Origin of the sequence: Sporolactobacillus vineae DSM 21990 = SL153, from assembly GCF_000377985.1 — a bacterium.
Classification (GTDB): domain Bacteria; phylum Bacillota; class Bacilli; order Bacillales; family Sporolactobacillaceae; genus Sporolactobacillus; species Sporolactobacillus vineae.
On the sequence record NZ_KB899044.1, the window covers coordinates 79,179 to 97,039 of the forward strand.

At 48.6% G+C, this 17,861-nt stretch carries 15 protein-coding genes and 1 other RNA gene; 12 read left to right on the plus strand and 4 right to left on the minus strand.

All coding sequences use genetic code 11. From position 1 onward, the window contains the following. Positions 1-31 precede the first annotated feature (31 nt). From gpsB to parC, 6 genes are all read left to right on the plus strand, one after another. Entirely contained in the window at positions 32-346 is a 315-nt protein-coding gene (gene gpsB, locus D889_RS0104655) for a cell division regulator GpsB (RefSeq protein ID WP_010631211.1), read from the plus strand. A gap of 68 nt (positions 347-414) precedes the next feature. Continuing rightward, positions 415-801: RNase P RNA component class B (rnpB, locus tag D889_RS15365), an RNA gene on the plus strand. 164 nt (positions 802-965) lie between these two features. Continuing rightward, entirely contained in the window at positions 966-2,120 is a 1,155-nt protein-coding gene (locus D889_RS0104665; protein ID WP_010631210.1) for a THUMP domain-containing class I SAM-dependent RNA methyltransferase, read from the plus strand. A gap of 321 nt (positions 2,121-2,441) precedes the next feature. Then, a complete protein-coding gene (locus D889_RS0104670) occupies positions 2,442-3,953 on the plus strand; it encodes a carboxypeptidase M32 (protein WP_010631209.1) in 1,512 nt (503 codons plus the stop codon). Positions 3,954-4,021: 68 nt separating this feature from the next. Beyond that, on the plus strand, positions 4,022-5,992 hold the full coding sequence (gene parE, locus D889_RS0104675) for a DNA topoisomerase IV subunit B (RefSeq protein WP_010631208.1): 1,971 nt from the start codon (positions 4,022-4,024) through the stop codon (positions 5,990-5,992). A gap of 5 nt (positions 5,993-5,997) precedes the next feature. Beyond that, the gene (gene parC / locus D889_RS0104680; RefSeq protein WP_010631207.1) at positions 5,998-8,442 is read left to right on the plus strand and encodes a DNA topoisomerase IV subunit A; all 2,445 of its coding nucleotides are present in this window, start codon (positions 5,998-6,000) and stop codon (positions 8,440-8,442) included. Here parC and D889_RS0104685 read toward each other — a convergent pair. Next, entirely contained in the window at positions 8,439-8,960 is a 522-nt protein-coding gene (locus D889_RS0104685) for a hypothetical protein (protein ID WP_010631206.1), read from the minus strand. The two genes, parC and D889_RS0104685, sit on opposite strands and share 4 nt — an antisense overlap. Next, positions 8,957-9,421, minus strand: coding sequence for a hypothetical protein (locus D889_RS0104690; RefSeq protein WP_010631205.1), 465 nt, complete (start codon positions 9,419-9,421; stop codon positions 8,957-8,959). Before D889_RS0104690 ends, D889_RS0104685 begins: the two co-directional genes overlap by 4 nt. A 229-nt stretch (positions 9,422-9,650) precedes the next feature. Here D889_RS0104690 and D889_RS0104695 point away from each other — a divergent pair, with 229 nt between their 5' ends. The 3 genes from D889_RS0104695 to D889_RS15240 all read left to right on the plus strand — a co-directional run bounded on the left by D889_RS0104695 (position 9,651) and on the right by D889_RS15240 (position 12,943). Beyond that, positions 9,651-10,667 (plus strand): NAD(P)/FAD-dependent oxidoreductase, encoded by a 1,017-nt coding sequence (locus D889_RS0104695; protein ID WP_010631204.1) that lies wholly within the window; start codon positions 9,651-9,653, stop codon positions 10,665-10,667. A gap of 171 nt (positions 10,668-10,838) precedes the next feature. After that, positions 10,839-11,735, plus strand: coding sequence for a GNAT family N-acetyltransferase (locus D889_RS0104700; protein ID WP_010631203.1), 897 nt, complete (start codon positions 10,839-10,841; stop codon positions 11,733-11,735). Between the two features lie 5 nt (positions 11,736-11,740). Further along, positions 11,741-12,943, plus strand: a complete 1,203-nt coding sequence (locus D889_RS15240) for a class I SAM-dependent methyltransferase (RefSeq protein ID WP_010631202.1) — start codon at positions 11,741-11,743, stop codon at positions 12,941-12,943. Positions 12,944-13,013: 70 nt separating this feature from the next. Here D889_RS15240 and D889_RS0104710 read toward each other — a convergent pair whose 3' ends face one another. Further along, positions 13,014-14,489 (minus strand): sugar porter family MFS transporter, encoded by a 1,476-nt coding sequence (locus D889_RS0104710; RefSeq protein WP_081498653.1) that lies wholly within the window; start codon positions 14,487-14,489, stop codon positions 13,014-13,016. A gap of 249 nt (positions 14,490-14,738) precedes the next feature. Between D889_RS0104710 and D889_RS0104715 the strand changes: the two genes are divergently transcribed. After that, the gene (locus tag D889_RS0104715; RefSeq protein ID WP_010631200.1) at positions 14,739-15,206 is read left to right on the plus strand and encodes a MarR family winged helix-turn-helix transcriptional regulator; all 468 of its coding nucleotides are present in this window, start codon (positions 14,739-14,741) and stop codon (positions 15,204-15,206) included. Between the two features lie 78 nt (positions 15,207-15,284). Here the strand turns inward: D889_RS0104715 and D889_RS0104720 are convergent, their stop codons facing one another. Further along, positions 15,285-16,073 carry a Cof-type HAD-IIB family hydrolase gene (locus tag D889_RS0104720; RefSeq protein ID WP_010631199.1) on the minus strand — a complete coding sequence of 263 codons (789 nt, stop codon included), beginning with the start codon at positions 16,071-16,073 and terminating at the stop codon, positions 15,285-15,287. Between the two features lie 219 nt (positions 16,074-16,292). On the opposite strand from D889_RS0104720, the gene D889_RS0104725 reads away from it, so the two are divergent. Further along, the gene (locus D889_RS0104725; RefSeq protein WP_010631198.1) at positions 16,293-16,829 is read left to right on the plus strand and encodes an EXLDI protein; all 537 of its coding nucleotides are present in this window, start codon (positions 16,293-16,295) and stop codon (positions 16,827-16,829) included. A 72-nt stretch (positions 16,830-16,901) separates the two neighbouring features. Further along, positions 16,902-17,861 carry a magnesium/cobalt transporter CorA gene (corA, locus tag D889_RS0104730; RefSeq protein WP_010631197.1) on the plus strand — a complete coding sequence of 320 codons (960 nt, stop codon included), beginning with the start codon at positions 16,902-16,904 and terminating at the stop codon, positions 17,859-17,861.

A 17,861-nucleotide genomic window follows, 5' to 3' on the forward strand; every position in this document is an offset into this window, starting at 1 on the left:
GAAACAGATATAATCTGGGGTGATGAAGGACATGGCAGAACAGAAAACAGTCCGGCTGACAAAGAATGATATACTGCATAAAGAATTTAAGACGGCTTTTCACGGCTATCAACCGGATGAAGTCGATCAGTTTCTGGATATCGTGATCAGTGACTATGAAGTTTTTAATGCGGAAATTCTCCGTCTTCGGGAAGAGAACAAACGATTGAAAGCGGGGCAGAACGCTGAGACGGCCGACCATCGCAGCCAGGCTTACTCAGACAATCTCGGTCAGACGAATTACGATATTCTGAAGCGCCTGTCGAATCTGGAAAAGCATGTTTTCGGCAATCGTCTGGATGAATAAACCCGGAGTCAGATAAGGGTTGACTCTTTTAATAAACTGGGTTAAAATTACTTCTTGTGACATTGTTCGTGTTCGGGTGATCGCTGTATTCCTTAGGGAATATAGAGGAAAGTCCATGCTCGCACGGCCTGTAACGACCGTAGTGTTCGTGCCTGGCGAAGTCATAAGCCAGGGTAGTCCGGATTTGTCTGGATTAACGGCGGAAGAACGACCTGTGTCCTTCGGGATATGGTCCGGTATTCTGTAAAGTGCCATAGAGACGAGTTCTGCCGGAAACGGGAGAAATGGAACGTGGTAAACCCCTCGAGCGGGAAACTCAAACTTGGTAGAGGAACCCTTTGGAAGGAACCAAACGGAAAAAGGGACAGATTTTATCTGTAGATAGATGATTGCCGCTTTTGTACGAGGAGCCTTGCTCCGTATGAGTGCGAAAGTACAGAACATGGCTTACAGAACATGGATGATGCATAAAAAAAGCCCTTTATGGGCTTTTTTTATTATCGGGTCATTTATCCCGGCCGGCTGCACCTGATGTTGATCCACCTGTCATGCAGCTGATGCACGCACTCTTCGGGTCAGACAGGCAATGAAGTCTGAACCGATTTGGGAGGTCAGAGTTATGGAAAATGAACTTGAGCTGTTTGCTACGACAGCGATGGGTCTGGAAAGCGTAGCCGCCTCAGAGCTTAAGAAACTGGGTTACGAGCAACTGACTGTTGAAAATGGAAAGATTACGTTCCCTGGAAAATTGATTGATATTAGCCGGACGAATCTGTGGCTCAGAACCGCCGACCGCATTCGGCTGAAAATCGGATCATTTAAAGCAATGACCTTCGACAGCCTGTTTGAACAGACTAAGGCATTGCCCTGGGCAGAATTTCTACCCGCCAATGCGGCTTTCCCGGTGACGGGGAAATCGCATCAATCCCAGCTGCACAGCGTACCGGACTGTCAGGCAATTGTAAAAAAGGCGATTGTTGAAAGCATGAAACAGCACTACGCGACCGACTGGTTTGCTGAAGACGGACCGATGTTCAAAATTCAGGTGGCGCTGGATAAAGATGTCGCAACGCTGTCCATCGATACGAGCGGTGAAGGCCTGCATAAGCGAGGGTACCGTCAATTACATAATCAGGCACCGCTCAAAGAAACGCTGGCCAGCGCGATGATTCTGCTCAGCCGCTGGACACCGGACCGGCCGTTTGTCGATCCGTTCTGCGGCTCAGGCACGCTTCCGATTGAAGCGGCGATGATCGGTCAGAATATCGCGCCCGGATTCAACCGGTCGTTTGTATCGGAACAGTGGCCGTTTTTCCACCAGAAAGAATGGGAAAAAGCCAGAGAAGAAGTTGAAGACCTGGCCAATTACCAGCAGTCACTGATGATTCTCGGCAGTGATATCGATCATCAGATGATTGAACTGTCCGAGCACAATGCGGCGGAAGCCGGATTCAGCGGACTGATCGACTTTAAACAGATGCAGGTGGCCGACTTTACCACCAGTCAGGAACATGGCTGTATGATCGGCAATCCGCCGTACGGTGAGCGAATGGGCGACCTTGAACAGATTAAGCAGATCTGCCGGGATCTTGGGGAATTATTCAGGCGCTATGAAACCTGGTCGTTTTATTTTATCTCTTCTTTTGCGGATTTTGAAAGCTGCTTCGGCCGCAAAGTCTCAAAGAAGAGAAAACTGTATAACGGCCGCATCCGGACGGATTACTATCAATATTTTGGAAGAAAACATCCATTCACTGACAACACAAAACGTTGATCATCACGGGAACGAAGTCTGTCACGTTTTGAAAAAACGCTGTTTAGCTTCATTGCTGTTTCCCGCTGCAGTTGCTCGCTTTCCACGGGCGATCCGTGAGCCTCCCTGCTCGCTGTTCCCGAGGAGCCTCACATCTTCCGCTCCAAACAACAAGGTGGAAATAAACAACATTTTTTCACAGAGCTCTCAAAAAAAGAAACAATCTGTGTCTTTTCAGCAACCGGCAGGATTATTGCTTCCCGGGATGGAAAATAGACAAAGCAGGTTTTTTAGGATAAATTAAATGAACAGTTATTCCTTCTGAGAAAAGAGTGATTCAGATTGTCTGTGGACGATACGGTTAAAGCATACAAAAAATATGTCAAAAAGATCATGGATTTTAATGAAGCCATTGCTCTGGCTGGATGGGACATGCGGACCGGTGCTCCGAAAAAGGGCATTTCGCAGCGCTCCGAAGTTGTCGGAACGCTTTCCGACGAAGTCTTCAAACGGTCGACGTCACGGGAAATGAAACATTTTCTGGATCAGCTGGCCGACCCTGACGTTCAGGATCAGCTCAGTCCGGTGACCCGACGGATGGTTGAAAAATCCAAGAAAACGTATGACCACTATGTAACGATTCCTGCTGAAGAGAATCAGGCTTATGTCATTCTTCAGTCAGAAGCGCAGAGCGTATGGGACGAAGCCAAAGCGAAAAGCGACTTCTCCATGCTGCGTCCTTATCTGGAAAAAATGGTTGCTTTTAAACGAAAGTTTATCGGCTACTGGGGCGTAAAAACAAATAAATACGACGCGCTTCTGGACCTGTATGAACCGGGCCTGACCGCTGAAACGATCGATCACGTCTTCGGCAGGCTGCGCGATCATATCGAACCGCTCGTCGCGGCAGTTACAGCTTCTGCCCATCAGCCGAAAAGTGATTTTCTCCATGTCTTTATTCCGGCCGACAGGCAGAAAGCGTTCTGCAAGCATCTGCTGCGCGAGAACGGCTACGATTTTCAGGCCGGACGGCTGGATGAAACCGAGCATCCGTTTGAGACGACGCTGAATCCCGGTGACGTTCGGGTAACGGCAAACTTTCAGGAACATGATTTTATGTCCACTGTTTTAGGCACGATCCATGAGGGCGGCCATGCCTTCTATGAACAGCATATTTCCCGCGATCTTGTCGGGACGCCGCTGTGCGAAGGCACATCGATGGGCATTCATGAGTCGCAGTCGCTGTTCTTCGAAAACTTTCTCGGCCGCAGCAAAGCATACTGGGAACTGCATTATGACGAACTGAAAAAAATCGCGGACGGCCAGTTCGACGCGGTGCCGCTTGACGATTTTTACCGTGCGATTAATCAGTCCCATCCGTCGCTGATCCGGACACTGGCCGATGAGCTGACCTATCCGCTGCACATCATGGTGCGCTACGATATTGAAAAGGCATTGTTCAACGGCGACCTGGCAGTCAAGGATTTGCCGGGGGTCTGGAACGAGAAAATGAAAGAATACCTTGGCATTGTGCCGAAAAACGATCGTGAGGGTGTTCTCCAGGATATTCACTGGCCCGGCGGTGATTTCGGTTATTTCCCGTCTTATGCACTCGGTTACGTCTATGCCGCACAGTTCAGACATGCGATGGCGCGTGACCTGCCGGACGTTGACGGGCTGATTCGCAGCGGCCGGTTGTCAGAAGTGACCGGCTGGCTGAGTGAACATATTCATCGCTTCGGCAGTCTTAAAAAGCCGCTGGAGATTCTGAACGACGCAACGGGTGAAGGACCGAACCCGGATTACCTGATTAACTATCTGACCAACAAATACAGTGAGATTTATCGGCTGTAAACGTCCGGCGCAGCGAGCGGATTGGATTGGACCGGCCGCTGCCGCCAACGCCGAAGGGAGTTTTCTGCTTGGCAAAGAATGCATCAGCTTACACAGATGATACGATACAAATACTTGAGGGCCTTGAAGCCGTGCGAAAACGGCCGGGCATGTATATCGGCTCAACGGATGCCCGGGGGCTGCATCATCTGGTTTATGAAATTGTCGATAATGGCATCGATGAAGCACTGGCCGGATTCGGCAATGAAATCCGGGTCACGATCCATAAGGACGGCAGCATCAGCGTCCGTGATTATGGACGCGGCATGCCGACAGGGATTCATAAAACAGGAAAACCGACCGTGGAAGTCATTTTCACTGTTCTGCATGCCGGAGGAAAATTCGGACAGTCCGGCGGATACAAGACCAGCGGCGGACTGCACGGTGTCGGATCTTCTGTGGTCAACGCGCTGTCCGAATGGCTGGAAGTCACGATCTGGCGTGACGGTGCTGTTTACAGGCAGCGTTTTGAACACGGCGGTCATCCGGTGACCACGCTGGAGAAAATCGGGACAACCCGTGAAACCGGATCGCTGGTCTCCTTCAAACCGGATAAGACGATTTTCAGCACAACTTCCTTTCAATTCGAGGTGCTCAGCGAACGTCTGCGCGAATCGGCCTTTCTCCAGAAGGGCATGAAGATTGTCCTGACCGATGAGCGCAGCGACAGGCAGGAAGTCTATCACTATGAAGACGGGATCAAGGCGTTCGTCGCTTACCTTAATGAGGATAAAGATGTGCTCCATCCCGTTGTGGCGTTCGAAGGCAAAGCCAATGAAATGGAAGTGGACGTGGCCTTCCAGTATAACGACGGTTATTCGGAAAACCTGATCTCCTTCGTCAATAATGTCCGCACCAAGGACGGCGGTACCCACGAAAGCGGATTCCGGACAGCACTGACCCGCGTCTTCAACGACTATGCCAGAAAATCCGGGTTGCTTAAGGAAAAGGATAAGAACCTGGACGGCAGCGACATCCGTGAGGGTTTCATGGGCATCGTCTCCGTCCGTATTCCTGAACATCTGCTCCAATTTGAAGGACAGACCAAGGAGAAACTGGGTACGAGCGAGGCGCGGTCGGCTGTCGATACGGTTGTTTCCGAACAATTAGCCTATTTTCTGGAGGAAAACCCTCAGATCAGCGAGATGCTGATCCGGAAATCGATGCGGGCGCGTACGGCTCGTCTGGCGGCGCGCAAAGCGCGTGAAGAAGCCCGCAGCGGCAAGAAGGGGAAGCGCAAGGAGACGATCCTGAGCGGCAAGCTGACCCCGGCATCGTCAAAAAATGCCGACCGCAATGAGCTTTATCTTGTCGAAGGCGACTCGGCCGGCGGTTCAGCCAAACAGGGCCGTGACCGGAAGTTCCAGGCTGTGCTCCCGCTGCGCGGGAAAGTCATCAATACACAGAAAGCACGTCTCGAAGACATACTGAAAAACGAAGAAATCAGCACGCTGATCTATGCCATCGGCGCCGGTGTCGGATCCGATTTTTCCATTAAGGACAGCAATTACAATAAAATTGTGATCATGACCGATGCCGATAACGACGGGGCCCATATTCAGGTCCTGCTGCTGACTTTTTTTTACCGGTACATGCGGCCGCTGATCGAAGCAGGCAAAGTTTACATCGCGCTGCCGCCGCTCTATAAAGTCAGCAAGGGGACAGGCAAGCATGAGTCACTTGAATATGCCTGGGACGACAGTGGACTAAAGACCGCCATTCAGCATATCGGTAAAGGATACACCATTCAGCGCTATAAGGGGCTCGGCGAAATGAATGCCGACCAGCTGTGGGAGACGACGATGAATCCGCAGTCCCGCACACTGATCCGGGTCCGGATTGACGATCAGGCGTTTGCCGAACGACGGGTGACCACCCTGATGGGGGACAAGGTCGAACCGCGCCGGAAGTGGATTGAATCGCACGTTGCTTTCGGACTGGATGAAGAGACGAACATACTGGAGAACGAGAACCTGACGGTCGTGAAAGGTGCTGAGTAATTTCAATGAGCCAGGAAAAACTGCTGGATCTGCCGCTTGAAGAAGTCATCGGCGACCGGTTCGGAATATACAGTAAATACATTATTCAGGAACGTGCGCTTCCGGATGTGCGGGACGGATTGAAACCGGTTCAGCGCCGGATTCTTTACGCCATGTTCCGCGATGGAAACACGAGTGACAAGCCGTTTCGAAAATCGGCGAAAACGGTGGGTAATGTCATCGGCAATTACCATCCGCACGGGGACTCATCGGTGTATGAGGCAATGGTCCGGATGAGCCAGGACTGGAAGGTCCGGATGCCGTTGATCGAAATGCACGGAAATAACGGCAGTCTGGATGGCGACCCTGCGGCGGCAATGCGCTACACGGAAGCCAGGCTGTCGAAAATTTCCGCCGAGCTGCTTCGGGATATGGATGCGGAGACCGTGGATTACGTCTCAAACTTTGACGATACGCTGAAGGAACCGATCGTGCTGCCTTCCCGTTTTCCAAATTTGCTGGTCAACGGATCCACCGGGATCTCAGCCGGATACGCGACGGAGATCCCGCCGCATAATCTGGTGGAAATCATTGATGCCACAATCATGCTGATGGAGCAGCCGGACTGCACGGTGAAAGATCTGATGACTGTCGTCAAGGGGCCTGATTTTCCTTCCGGCGGAATCGTTCAGGGTATTGACGGGATTCGGAAAGCCTATGAAACCGGCCGCGGGAAGATCATTCTCCGGGGCCGGACGCATGTGGACGACCTGCGCGGCGGACGCCAGCAAATCGTTATTACCGAACTGCCTTATGAGGTGAACAAAGCCCTGCTCGTCAAAAAGATGGACGAACTCCGGCTGGACCACAAGGTTGAAGGCGTTTCGGAAGTCCGTGATGAGACGGACCGTACCGGCTTGCGGATCGTTATTGAATTGAAGAAAGATGCCGATGCAAAAGGCATTCTGAACTATTACTTCAAGAATACAGATCTGCAGATTTCCTACAATTTTAATATGGTCGCCATTGACCATAAGGCGCCCCGTCAGCTGGGACTGAAACAGATTCTCGAGGCCTATGTCGCGCACCAGAAAGAAGTCGTGACCCGCCGTTCACAGTTCGAACTGCAGAAAAGCAAGGAACGCCAGCACATCGTTCAGGGTTTGATTAAAGCAGTATCGATCCTTGACGACGTCATCCGTGTGATCCGCGCTTCCAAAGATAAGAAGAATGCCAAGCAGAATCTGTCCGAATCGTTCGGATTTACTGAAGCTCAGGCGGAAGCAATTGTCAATCTGCAGTTGTATCGCCTGACGAACACGGACATTCTGACGCTCCAAAAAGAAGAAGGCGAACTGGCAAAAATTATCAAACGTCTTGAGGGGATCCTCGGATCCGAAAGAAAACTGGTTTCCGTCATTAAAAAAGAATTAACGGAGATCAGGGAGAAGTATCAGGATGCACGCCGGACGACGATCGAGTCGAAGATTGAGGAGATCAAAATTGATCTTGAGGTGACTGTGGCTTCCGAAGACGTGATCGTGATGCTCACGAAACACGGTTATATCAAACGCGCCAGCCTGAGGTCTTTTGCAGCAAGCAATGATGACGCCGTCGCCATGAAGGACACCGATCATGTGCTGTTTCAGCAGCAGATGAATACGACCGATACGCTGCTTGTCTTCACGGATAAGGGGCGCTATCTGCTCTTCCCGGTTCACGAGATCCCCGACAAACGGTGGAAGGACCTGGGCCAGAACGTCACCAGCCTCATTCAGATCGAGCCGGATGAACAGACGATTGCGGCCATTCCAATCAGTGATTTTAACGAAGAGAACAATTATCTCACCTTTATTACGCGTCATGGAATGGTCAAACGGTCGGCACTCTCTGAATATCAGGCACAGCGCAGGTCAAGACCACTGACCGCATTAAATCTGAAGAAAGGGGACATCTGCCTGAATGTCTTCCTGACAGACGGAAAAAGGGATCTGTTTCTCGCAACTTATGACGGGTACGGACTCCGTTTTCCCGAAGAAGAAGCCGGAACCGTGGGTATCCGCGCTTCAGGCGTTAAGGCCATCCAGCTGAAGGGTGACGATCGGGTGGCCGCGGGCTTCGCCTTTGCCCCGGAGGTTAATCCGGATGTCCTGATTGCCACCGACCGGGGTTCGGTGAAGAAAATGCGGCTGCTTGCCCAGATGGAGCAGAGCCATCGCGCGCGCCGCGGATTGCTGATTCTGCGTGAATTGAAAACAAAGCCGCATCATGTTGCTGCGGCTTTACCGGCCGGTCCGACAGATAAAATCCAGTTGCTGACCGACAAAGGAAAAGCCGTATCGCTTTCCGCTTCGGAAGTGCGCGATTCGGATCGTTACAATAACGGGTCTTTTGTCTTTGATCAGGATGAGGACGGCAGCGTCGTCGATGCCTGGAAAGATCCGGAAAAGAATGACGGCGGAACGAATTAATTCGAACGCTGCCTGAAGGATGACCTGCTTTTTGCAATTTGATTGACAAAATAATGGTAATACAGTAGGGTCAGACTAAGCACGAACAAATACACAGGAAAAGACTGCAGTAATGTGTAGCCTTTATTGTAGTGATAGACACCTGCCAGCCAGGCTGCCCCCTCAGACAGTATCGAAAAGACCGCCCATCCGATGACGTATGCGAATACGCCCAGTCGTGTCTTTCGGATCACTGTCAGACCGGAGAGGTAAATGTAAGTGAATGGTGTGTACATGAAATATGAGAGTAAATCCCATATTGTAAACGAACCACTGTCGTTGACATCATAATAATTAAACGGTGGTTTTGCCAGGGTTTGGTCGAACAGGGTGACAAAATAAAATCCGATCAGGAACATCGTCAGCCTTTGAGGACGGGTAAACTTTCGCGGAAACAGAGTGATCACAAAAAAACCGGCGATGCTGACGGTCAGGATGAACCATTCATTGATTTCCAGTATTTCAGCCAGATAACTCATGGATCTTTGACCGTTTCCATCTGATTTTTTGCCGACCACCGGAAAAGTTGATGAAGCAGCAGCATCGTGCACAAGTAAAAAGCCGTGAATGCAAAAATGTAAGGGACATGTGTCACGATTGTTAACCGCTCATCGAGTCTAATGTAACTTCCGGTAACCAGTGAAAACACGGTCAGAAAGAGGATCTGCACAGGCCAATTCCGACGTGTTATCCAACCGATGAACAGAACGGTCAGAAGAGGAAAAAGGAGATTACGATTCAGGAGGAAAACAGTCTCCTCGCTCATGCCGAACTTCATGTCCGGAGATTGCAGACTCGCTGCCGGAATCGAAAAGAGCAGCATAATAATAATCGAACTGGCTAAAAAGAGGAACAGCCATTCTTCCTTAGTCAGGCGTCCTGGGAACAGAACCATCAGACTGAGGGTCAGCCAAAGCAAACAAGGGGTAATGGTCAGCAATAGTGCAGCACCTTCTCCTGGAGCATCTTGTCTTAATTATCTTGTTCTGATTGGTCAGATTTCATGCGGATGAAAATATCTCCCGGCCGGTTTATTCTTTCAGTGTTATTTCAGACTTTCGGTTTAGGATGAGGTACAAGAGACAGGCCGGCGGATGCATTGATCATCCGTCGCCGATGTCAGTACGATGGATTCATTAGCCTGGTGAACAGTTTATGGAGGGATTAATTTGGGAGAAACTCAGGAGCTTTACGATATCACAATTATCGGTGGTGGTCCCACCGGGCTTTTTGCCGCATTCTATGCCGGTTTACGGCAGATGAAAGTCAAAATTATTGAGAGTCTGCCGCAGCTTGGGGGGCAGCTGGGCACGCTCTATCCGGAGAAAGAAATTTTTGATGTTGCCGGTTTTCCGAAGATTAAAGCGAAGGATCTGGCAAAAAATCTGATTGCTCAGGCGAAGCAATTCCATCCGGATGTTGTCCTGGATGAACGCGTGGCTGCACTGGATCGTGACAAAGATCATTTTGTGATCACTTCGGAATCGGGCAACCGTCACCTGACGCGAACGGTACTGATTACTGCAGGCGTCGGTGCGTTCTCACCGCGTCCGCTGAAAGTTGAAGGCGCGGAACAGTACCAGGATAAGAATATGCACTATTATGTGGATGATATGAACCGGTTCGCCGGTAAGCGGGTCGTTATCCTCGGTGGCGGTGATTCTGCCGTCGACTGGGCGCTTACCCTGGAGCAGATCGCTTCTGAAGTGGCAATCGTTCACCGCCGGGATCAATTCCGCGCGCATGAGAAAAGTGTTGAAAAATTGAAACAGTCAACGGTTAAGATTTACACCCCATTTACAGCTAAATCAATCATTGGCGATCAAGACAAGATCGACCAGCTGGTCATCGGTGAGGTCAGAGGCGATCGGGAAGAAACCCTTCCGCTCGATGATCTGATCGTCAATTACGGTTTTGTCTCCGCACTGGGACCGATTAAGGACTGGCCGCTTAATTTTGAAAAGAATGCCATCGTCGTTAATACCAGAATGGAAACAAGTATCCCTGGTATTTATGCTGCCGGTGATATTGCTTCATATCCTGGTAAAATAAAGCTGATTGCGACCGGTTTCGGTGAAGCACCGACGGCAGTGAATAATGCGAAGCATTACCTCGATCCGGATTCGAGAACGCAGCCGATGCACAGTTCCAGCTCCGGAGAACTGTTTTCTAAGGAAAATGCCTGATTCGTGCGTTTTTCAGTATTCTTTGAGGCCCGGTATTCTCATTCTGAATGCCGGGCTTTATTACTGCGCTGCGTAATCTGTCTGCATCGCTTTTGTTTCGAACTGAGTATCGTTTTTTCTCCGGCTTTCCCGTATAATGAGCTTACATAACGAATTGATGGAGACGATGGAATGATCATTAAAAAATATGCCCGTCTGAATTCTGAGACAACAGAGGAACTGCGAAAACTTGAAAACGTTTGCCGGACGTATAACCGGATACAAAGCGAGCCGGTTTATCTGGATATATCCCTGCATTATGACAAAAGGATCTGTCACACTTTCATTGCATATGAGTCGGGACAGGCAGTCAGTTTTGTCCACTTATTTCTTCCGACAGCCCGCGAGGCGGAACTGACCGCAATGACTCATCCGGATTATCGCGGCCAGGGCTATTTCACTGCTTTGCTTTTCTCAGTAGAAGAAGAACTGAATAAATACAGGATTCCTGATCTTTTATTTGTTTCCGATCATGTCCAGTCGGCACAAAATGAAAGCATGCTGGAACATCTTGATGCGACCTATGACTTTTCCGAATATGTGATGACCGTTCAGCGTCAGGAATGGAACAATTCGACAACGGACAATGGGCTGATTCTGGAAAAAGCGGAATACAAAGATCTTGATGACCTGACGGCTCTGAGCGTCGCCGCTTTCAATGACAGTCCCGAAGATGCAAGGAGGCTGGCGGAAAAGGCGCTGCTATCAGGTTCAAGAGAAGGGTTCAAGGCCGTTTTCAAAGGCAAGGTCGTCGGCATGCTAAGTATCGATTATGAAGAAAAGGACCCCGGAATTTTCGGATTCGCCATTCATCCGGAGTATCAGAAGAAAGGATTCGGACGCCGGCTAATGTCGCTGATCCTCATCCATTTGTTTGAACGCGGTGCGCTCTGCGTCAAGCTGGAAGTGGACAGTAAAAATGCTCATGCACTGCATTTGTATCAGAAAATCGGTTTCAAGGCCGTTTCCGGCTATGATTACTATCGAAAGCCTTTGAATAAACACGTGATCGGACAGGAGATTGAGTAAGAACGATGAAATCAGCTGATGAATCTTGGGAAAAAGCACTTTTAAGAATTATTTCTTTGCTGAATGACGAAGGTGTTGCGTATACCGTTTCCGGGGAGACTGCACTTCGGGTCCAGGGAATTCAGGTACCGGATCCTCCTGATAAAATTCAAATTCTGATTCAGTGGGATGCTGCCGACAGTTTGCATGAAAAGTTACAGAAATTAGTTTCAGGTGACGTATTAAAAAATTTACGGCACATCAGTTTTTGCCTTAATATCGATCATTTTACTGCTGAACTGACAGGAGAATATGGCACCGTAATCCGAACGGATCCTGACCGGATTGTGTACCAATTGGACGGGTCGTCTATATATGTCCGATCACCGTACTACTTTTTAAATCGATATAATCCGGAAGATTCCCGTTATCGTGCTGTTAAGCATTATCTGCGCCGGATCCAGCAAACGGATTCCGGTGAAAACAGGCTGGCCTGGAATGAGGAAGCATTCCAGGCCTGGGTACGTCGGTTCGGTTCACCGGAACAGGCGGCGGAAAAAATAAGGAGAGATCCGACCGGCCGGCTGGCACAATTAGCACCGTATATCCATGAAGTCAGGGGGAAGAAGGTGATCAATCTGCTCGGTTCACACGGCGGTAAAGCACTTGCCCTGGCTTTGCTTGGTGCCCAGGTTACAGTTGTCGATATCTCGGCGGAGAATGCCGAATATGCCAGGCAGACCGCCGCGGCACTTGATCTCCCGTTGAAGTACATTGTGTGCGATGTGCTGCAGCTTCCTGACGATGAAAAGACAGCGGACTATGATTTCGTCATTATGGAACTGGGGATCCTTCATTATTTTGTTGACCTTGATCCACTTGCCAAACTTGTTCGGGATTTGCTGAAACCCGGAGGTCAGCTGATTCTCCAGGAATTTCATCCTGTATCTACGAAATTAGTCACAACTCATGGAAAGAAACAGGTCGTTTTCGGAAACTATTTTGATCCGACGCTGAGAACCAGGGAAGTAGCCTACAGCAAGCATCTGAATGCTGCAGAAACACAGGATTTAAAGAGCAAAGTCTATTTGCGCGAGTGGACACTTGGCGAAATTGTCACTTCTTTTGCCCGTTCCGGATTGCGTATTACACGTCTTGATGAGCAGCCGAATATGAAAATCAGCGATATCGGTCTGCCCAAATTGTTCACCCTAATCTGTACGAAATAACCTGTCGTTAAAAGAACAGCAATTGCTGTTCTTTTGTGCTGCATCATTTATCACCTGCCTGTTCCTGAAATCAGCGGGCAGGGGAGTCAGACGGTTCGGCCTTCGGTTTCCCGATCCGACCCCGCCCGGCAGAACGGAAATAACGTTCCAGTTCCTCCAGAGAACGCCCGTTGGTTTCCGGAAGATAATTCCAGACAAAGAACAGGGCGATAATCCCAAACAGGAAGAAAATAAAGAATGTCGTTGATAAACCGATCCAGTCGAGTAATACCGGGAAGACAAGACCAATCAGGAAATTCGTGATCCAGAGACAAAAGACAGTTACACCCATGCCGATTCCGCGGAGTTTCAGCGGAAAAATTTCTGAGAGCATCAGCCAGGTTACAGGGGCGATCGCACCTTGCTGAAAAGCCAGAAAGGTGACCGTCAGGCTGAGGATAACATACGGTAATGCGGGAGTTCCCTGTAACGTTAGCGATGCAACTCCGATCATCAGCAGTACTGAAGTTGTACCGATAAGTCCGGTGACCAGCATCGGACGATGATTGGTTCTCCCAAGCAGCCACATACCAAACAGTACGGCAACAACGGAAATGATGCCATTGGCTATATTGGCAATCATGGCGACTTCAGTCTGAAAACCGGACTGTTCCAGAATATGCGTACCATAATACATGATCGAGTTCACACCGGTTATTTGCTGAACGACGGCGATCCCAATACCGAGAAATACAATCCGGCGAATCCAGGGAATACGAAGATCGCGGAATGTCGCCTGGATCGTCTGCTTCTCTTTATCGACTGATTTTTTAATTTCAATCAGCTCAAGATGTGCCCGTTGATGCCGGCGAATTCTGCGAAGGACGTTAAGAGCATTTTTTAGCATTCCCTGAGAAGCGTACCAGCGCGGACTTTCAGGCACGATCATCATGCCCAGCCAGAGCAGCACCGCAGGAATTGTCGCCATAACCAGCATATAACGCCAGACATAACTGGCACCTCCTGCGTAGGCAGCAATGATCGCGTTGAAAACATAGGCGAGCAGCTGACCGCTGACGATCATCAGTTCGTTTTGGGTGACAATCCGGCTCCTTTGCTCAGCCGGCGCGACTTCAGCCAGATACGTCGGAACGGTCACCGACGCACCGCCTACCGCAATCCCAAGAAGGAACCGGAACGTAATCATCATTCCGGCGTCTGGTGCCAGTGAACAGCCGATGGTGGTCAGCAGAAAGACGATGGCGAGATATTTGATTACCCTTTTTCGTCCGAATTTATCGGCTAGTTTTCCACTGAACACAGCACCGAATGCGGCACCGAGAAGCAGCGAACTGGCGACAAGACCTTCGGCCAGGGCATTAAGATTCAACTGACCTGGTTGCGCCATTAGCGGGAGCGCGCCATTGATGACCCCGGTGTCGTATCCGAACAGGAGCCCGCCGAAAGTTGAAATAGAAGCAATAATCCGTAGAAATCTTCGATACTTGTTTGATCGGGGTAATTTCCCGAGGGCATTCTGACTATCTAAGTTAGGACTATTCGTCATGATAAGATAACTCCTCCTAAAAAATACATCATACTTACGTTTGAATCGCAGACAAAACGGCAATAGAATAGAGGTCTTATACATCCATGCGATGGGTTAAGCGTTGAGATCCTGAAACAGGAGAATGAAAAATAGAATCATGGAAATCGTAGAGATAAAAAGTTGTGTACAGAACTTTAAACGTAATTACTGATGCAATATAATTAGTTTAGCATTAAACTGATCATACGTCAAAAAAGGTGAAATAAATTGAAAAAAGCGATTAATGAAAAAACAGTGGATAAAGGCAAGAAAAAGGACCGGCAGCTCTGGCAGACACTTTCCCAGACCTATCATATACAGTTGCGTTCTTTCGGACGTTTCTTGTTAGAATGGAATTTGTCTGTTTCACAATACAGCGTGCTGAGATATGTTGCTGAGTCAGAGCGGATTTCGCAGAAGGCACTGGCACAAAAACTGCTTGTTTCGAAAGGAAATGTCACCCAGCTGATCGTGAAAATGGAAAGGTCAGGCTATATTCGGCGAGAGCAGCAGTGGAAGACAAAGTATATCTCACTGACTGAGAAAGGGTATTCTGTCTATCAACAATTGCTTCCTGAACAGGAAGACTACTTTGCCGGCCAGTTCCAGTCTCTAACAAAGAAAGAAGAGAAACAGCTGATTAAGCTGCTTCATAAAATCATGCCTGAAGGAGGCGGAAAAAATGAAAAAAAGTAAAGCGATAAAGCAAACAAGTGAAATAAATAAACGTATGTTTAATCTGTTTGTTCGTAAATAAAGTAAAAAAAGAATGAGTCAGTGCAGCAGCTGCTCTAAAATGACCGCCACACCATCCTCATCATTGGAACGTGTGATCAATGATGCACTTTGTTTCACCCGCTCAATCGCATTATCCATCGCCACCGGAACGCCGCAGGTATGGAACAGTGCAAGATCATTGGTATCATCTCCGAAAGCCATGACCTCGCTCATGCTGATTTTTTTCATCCGGCAGATTCGATCCACGCCCGAAGCTTTAGACACGCCTTTTCTCATCATCTGAACCAGACTTCCTCCATCCGTCACAACAAAGGATGTTTCCTTCCTGTACTTTTCGATCACCGGCAGTCCCGTTGTAAAGTGAGAAACCAGAATTTTATTTGCCGGAATTTTTACGAGTTCCTGAAAAGACATTGTTGAAGGTGTGAAAAGGAAACGCTGGCTGTGAATGATCTCTGGCGGCATTGTTGTAAACAGGTGATCTTCGGATTCTACTGAAAGATAAGCCTGATTCACGTTCTTCCGCACATCGTTCAGAATCCGGACCGACAAGGAAGAGGGAATCCATTCACTGTGGCTATGGCCCAGCGTATCGAACGTCAGTGCTCCGTTATAGCAGACAAGTTCGACACGATGAAGTATATCCGGCGGCAGGAATTGCCGGACTGAACGCGGCGGCCTTCCGGTAGCAATGATGACGATGATACTCCGTGACAGACAGGCCCGCAGAGACGCAATGCTCCGCGACGACAAGCGCTTTTTTGAGTTCAGCAATGTACCGTCAAGATCAAGGGCAACGGCTTTAAGGTCTTGCTTCAGTTCCATTTCTTCTCCCTCAATTCCATAAAAAAATACTTGTGTCCACTATAACATGTTTTACTCAAAAGCTTATGCCTGAATGTCTACGTACAATCATGCGTATAATATGTCGGAAAATATATGATAAATATACATATAAAATACTGTATTTCCACGTATAGTTCCGCTATATTTATATGTATAAAGCAAATAGATCAATCGAATGGAAGGAAATGGGGACGCCTTATGCCAAACAAAACCATCTACGTACCAGATGCTGATCTTGCGGTTTTTGACCATGCGCAGAATGTTTCCGGAAAAAACTTGTCCGCAACCATTGTTCAGGCACTCAGATATTTTATTAAGATTGGTGAAGGGAAAGGCTTCGAACACGTAGAAGTTGCTGAAGGCGAGAAGGGGTTTTATAAACGGAAGCGGTTCATCGGCAGGGAGCTGGCATCGGCAACCGTGACCGACGGGGAAAGTTCGGTTACGACAGATTATACCGTTTACGAGACCGTCCACGGCCGGTTCGCGGTTTATAAAACCATTGCAAAAAAAATTCCTTTTGAACAGTCGATTGAACGCGAACTCGAAAAACGGATCATGGAAAAGATCGGGGCAGAAAATGTCACGACTTTTCAGCCTGCTGAGGATGATGAAGAGTTCGATGTATGCAAACTTGAGGTATACGGGTCGCTCGACTTGCTTTCAGGGCATGTGCCCGGAGATTTGTTCCGGACACTCCATGAAATTAGAGACGGGGATTTTTTGGATATTTGACCGACAGTAGCGCAGGAGAAAAATTGATGAGCACGATAAAATGCTGCAGATTGGGAAAAGGAGTATCGTCGTATGATCCGGATTCTGGCCAAGACCGGGGAGGAAACACTGAATGATCGGATGAATCTGAACGAGCTTGAAGCCGCCGATGCCGAATGGTACTGGGTGGACATCAGTGAACCTGAGCAAAATGAAACAGATCATTTCTATCAACGTTTTCCTGCAGCCCGGTCACACCTGAAAAATGAACACCGCTACTCAAAAAGGCCGCAAATGAAAATCTCAAGTGACTATTATTATCTTTCGGTTCAGGCGGTCAGCCCAAGCACGATGAAACCGCACGAGCTTCAGCTGTGTATCGGTAAAAATTACTTTTATTCCTTCCATAATGATAATTTGAAAGCAGTTAACGATGTATGGCATGCAAGCCGGATGAACGACAAGATTGATGAAAAAGCAAAAAGCGCTAATGAGATTCTTCAGCACTTGTTCGACCGACTGATTGAACAGTATTTTATGGTCGCCAATCAGCTGGAAGACAAGATTGATGCCTTAAATATGAATGCCAAGCATGAATCCATTCACATCATGAATACGAAGGTCTTTCAGTTAAGAAGTGAACTGCTTGGATTCCGCCGTGCGGTGACGCCTTTGCTGGACATCTTGCAGCGGATGGTCGGGTCGCCTTATATCCCGACCAGTGACACGGACAATCTCTATCTGAATAATCTCTGTGAAAACCTGTCGCGTCTTACCCATATGATCGAATCCAACATGGAGATCACCTCGGACATCCGTGACAGTTATTTGTCACTGACATCCTACAGGACAAACAGTATCATGCAGACGCTGACGGTGATTACAACGATCTTTATGCCGCTGACGTTCATCGCCGGAATATATGGAATGAACTTTAAATATATGCCTGAATTGAACTGGAGAGATGGTTATTTTCTGGTGCTGGGGCTGATGCTTGGCATCGCGATTGTCATGTATTTCTGGTTCCGTAAAAAAGGTTGGTTTGATCAGTGA

Bases quoted from the DNA above. Each gene is read 5' to 3' on its own strand.
- D889_RS0104720 (WP_010631199.1), bottom strand. From the start codon at position 16,073: ATGGAACTGAAGCAAGACCTTAAAGCCGTTGCCCTTGATCTTGACGGT.
- D889_RS0104665 (WP_010631210.1), top strand. From the start codon at position 966: ATGGAAAATGAACTTGAGCTGTTTGCTACGACAGCGATGGGTCTGGAA.
- gpsB (WP_010631211.1), top strand. From the start codon at position 32: ATGGCAGAACAGAAAACAGTCCGGCTGACAAAGAATGATATACTGCAT.
- D889_RS0104700 (WP_010631203.1), top strand. From the start codon at position 10,839: ATGATCATTAAAAAATATGCCCGTCTGAATTCTGAGACAACAGAGGAA.
- corA (WP_010631197.1), top strand. From the start codon at position 16,902: ATGATCCGGATTCTGGCCAAGACCGGGGAGGAAACACTGAATGATCGG.
- D889_RS0104685 (WP_010631206.1), bottom strand. From the start codon at position 8,960: ATGAGTTATCTGGCTGAAATACTGGAAATCAATGAATGGTTCATCCTG.
- D889_RS0104725 (WP_010631198.1), top strand. From the start codon at position 16,293: ATGCCAAACAAAACCATCTACGTACCAGATGCTGATCTTGCGGTTTTT.
- D889_RS0104710 (WP_081498653.1), bottom strand. From the start codon at position 14,489: ATGACGAATAGTCCTAACTTAGATAGTCAGAATGCCCTCGGGAAATTA.
- D889_RS15240 (WP_010631202.1), top strand. From the start codon at position 11,741: ATGAAATCAGCTGATGAATCTTGGGAAAAAGCACTTTTAAGAATTATT.
- parC (WP_010631207.1), top strand. From the start codon at position 5,998: ATGAGCCAGGAAAAACTGCTGGATCTGCCGCTTGAAGAAGTCATCGGC.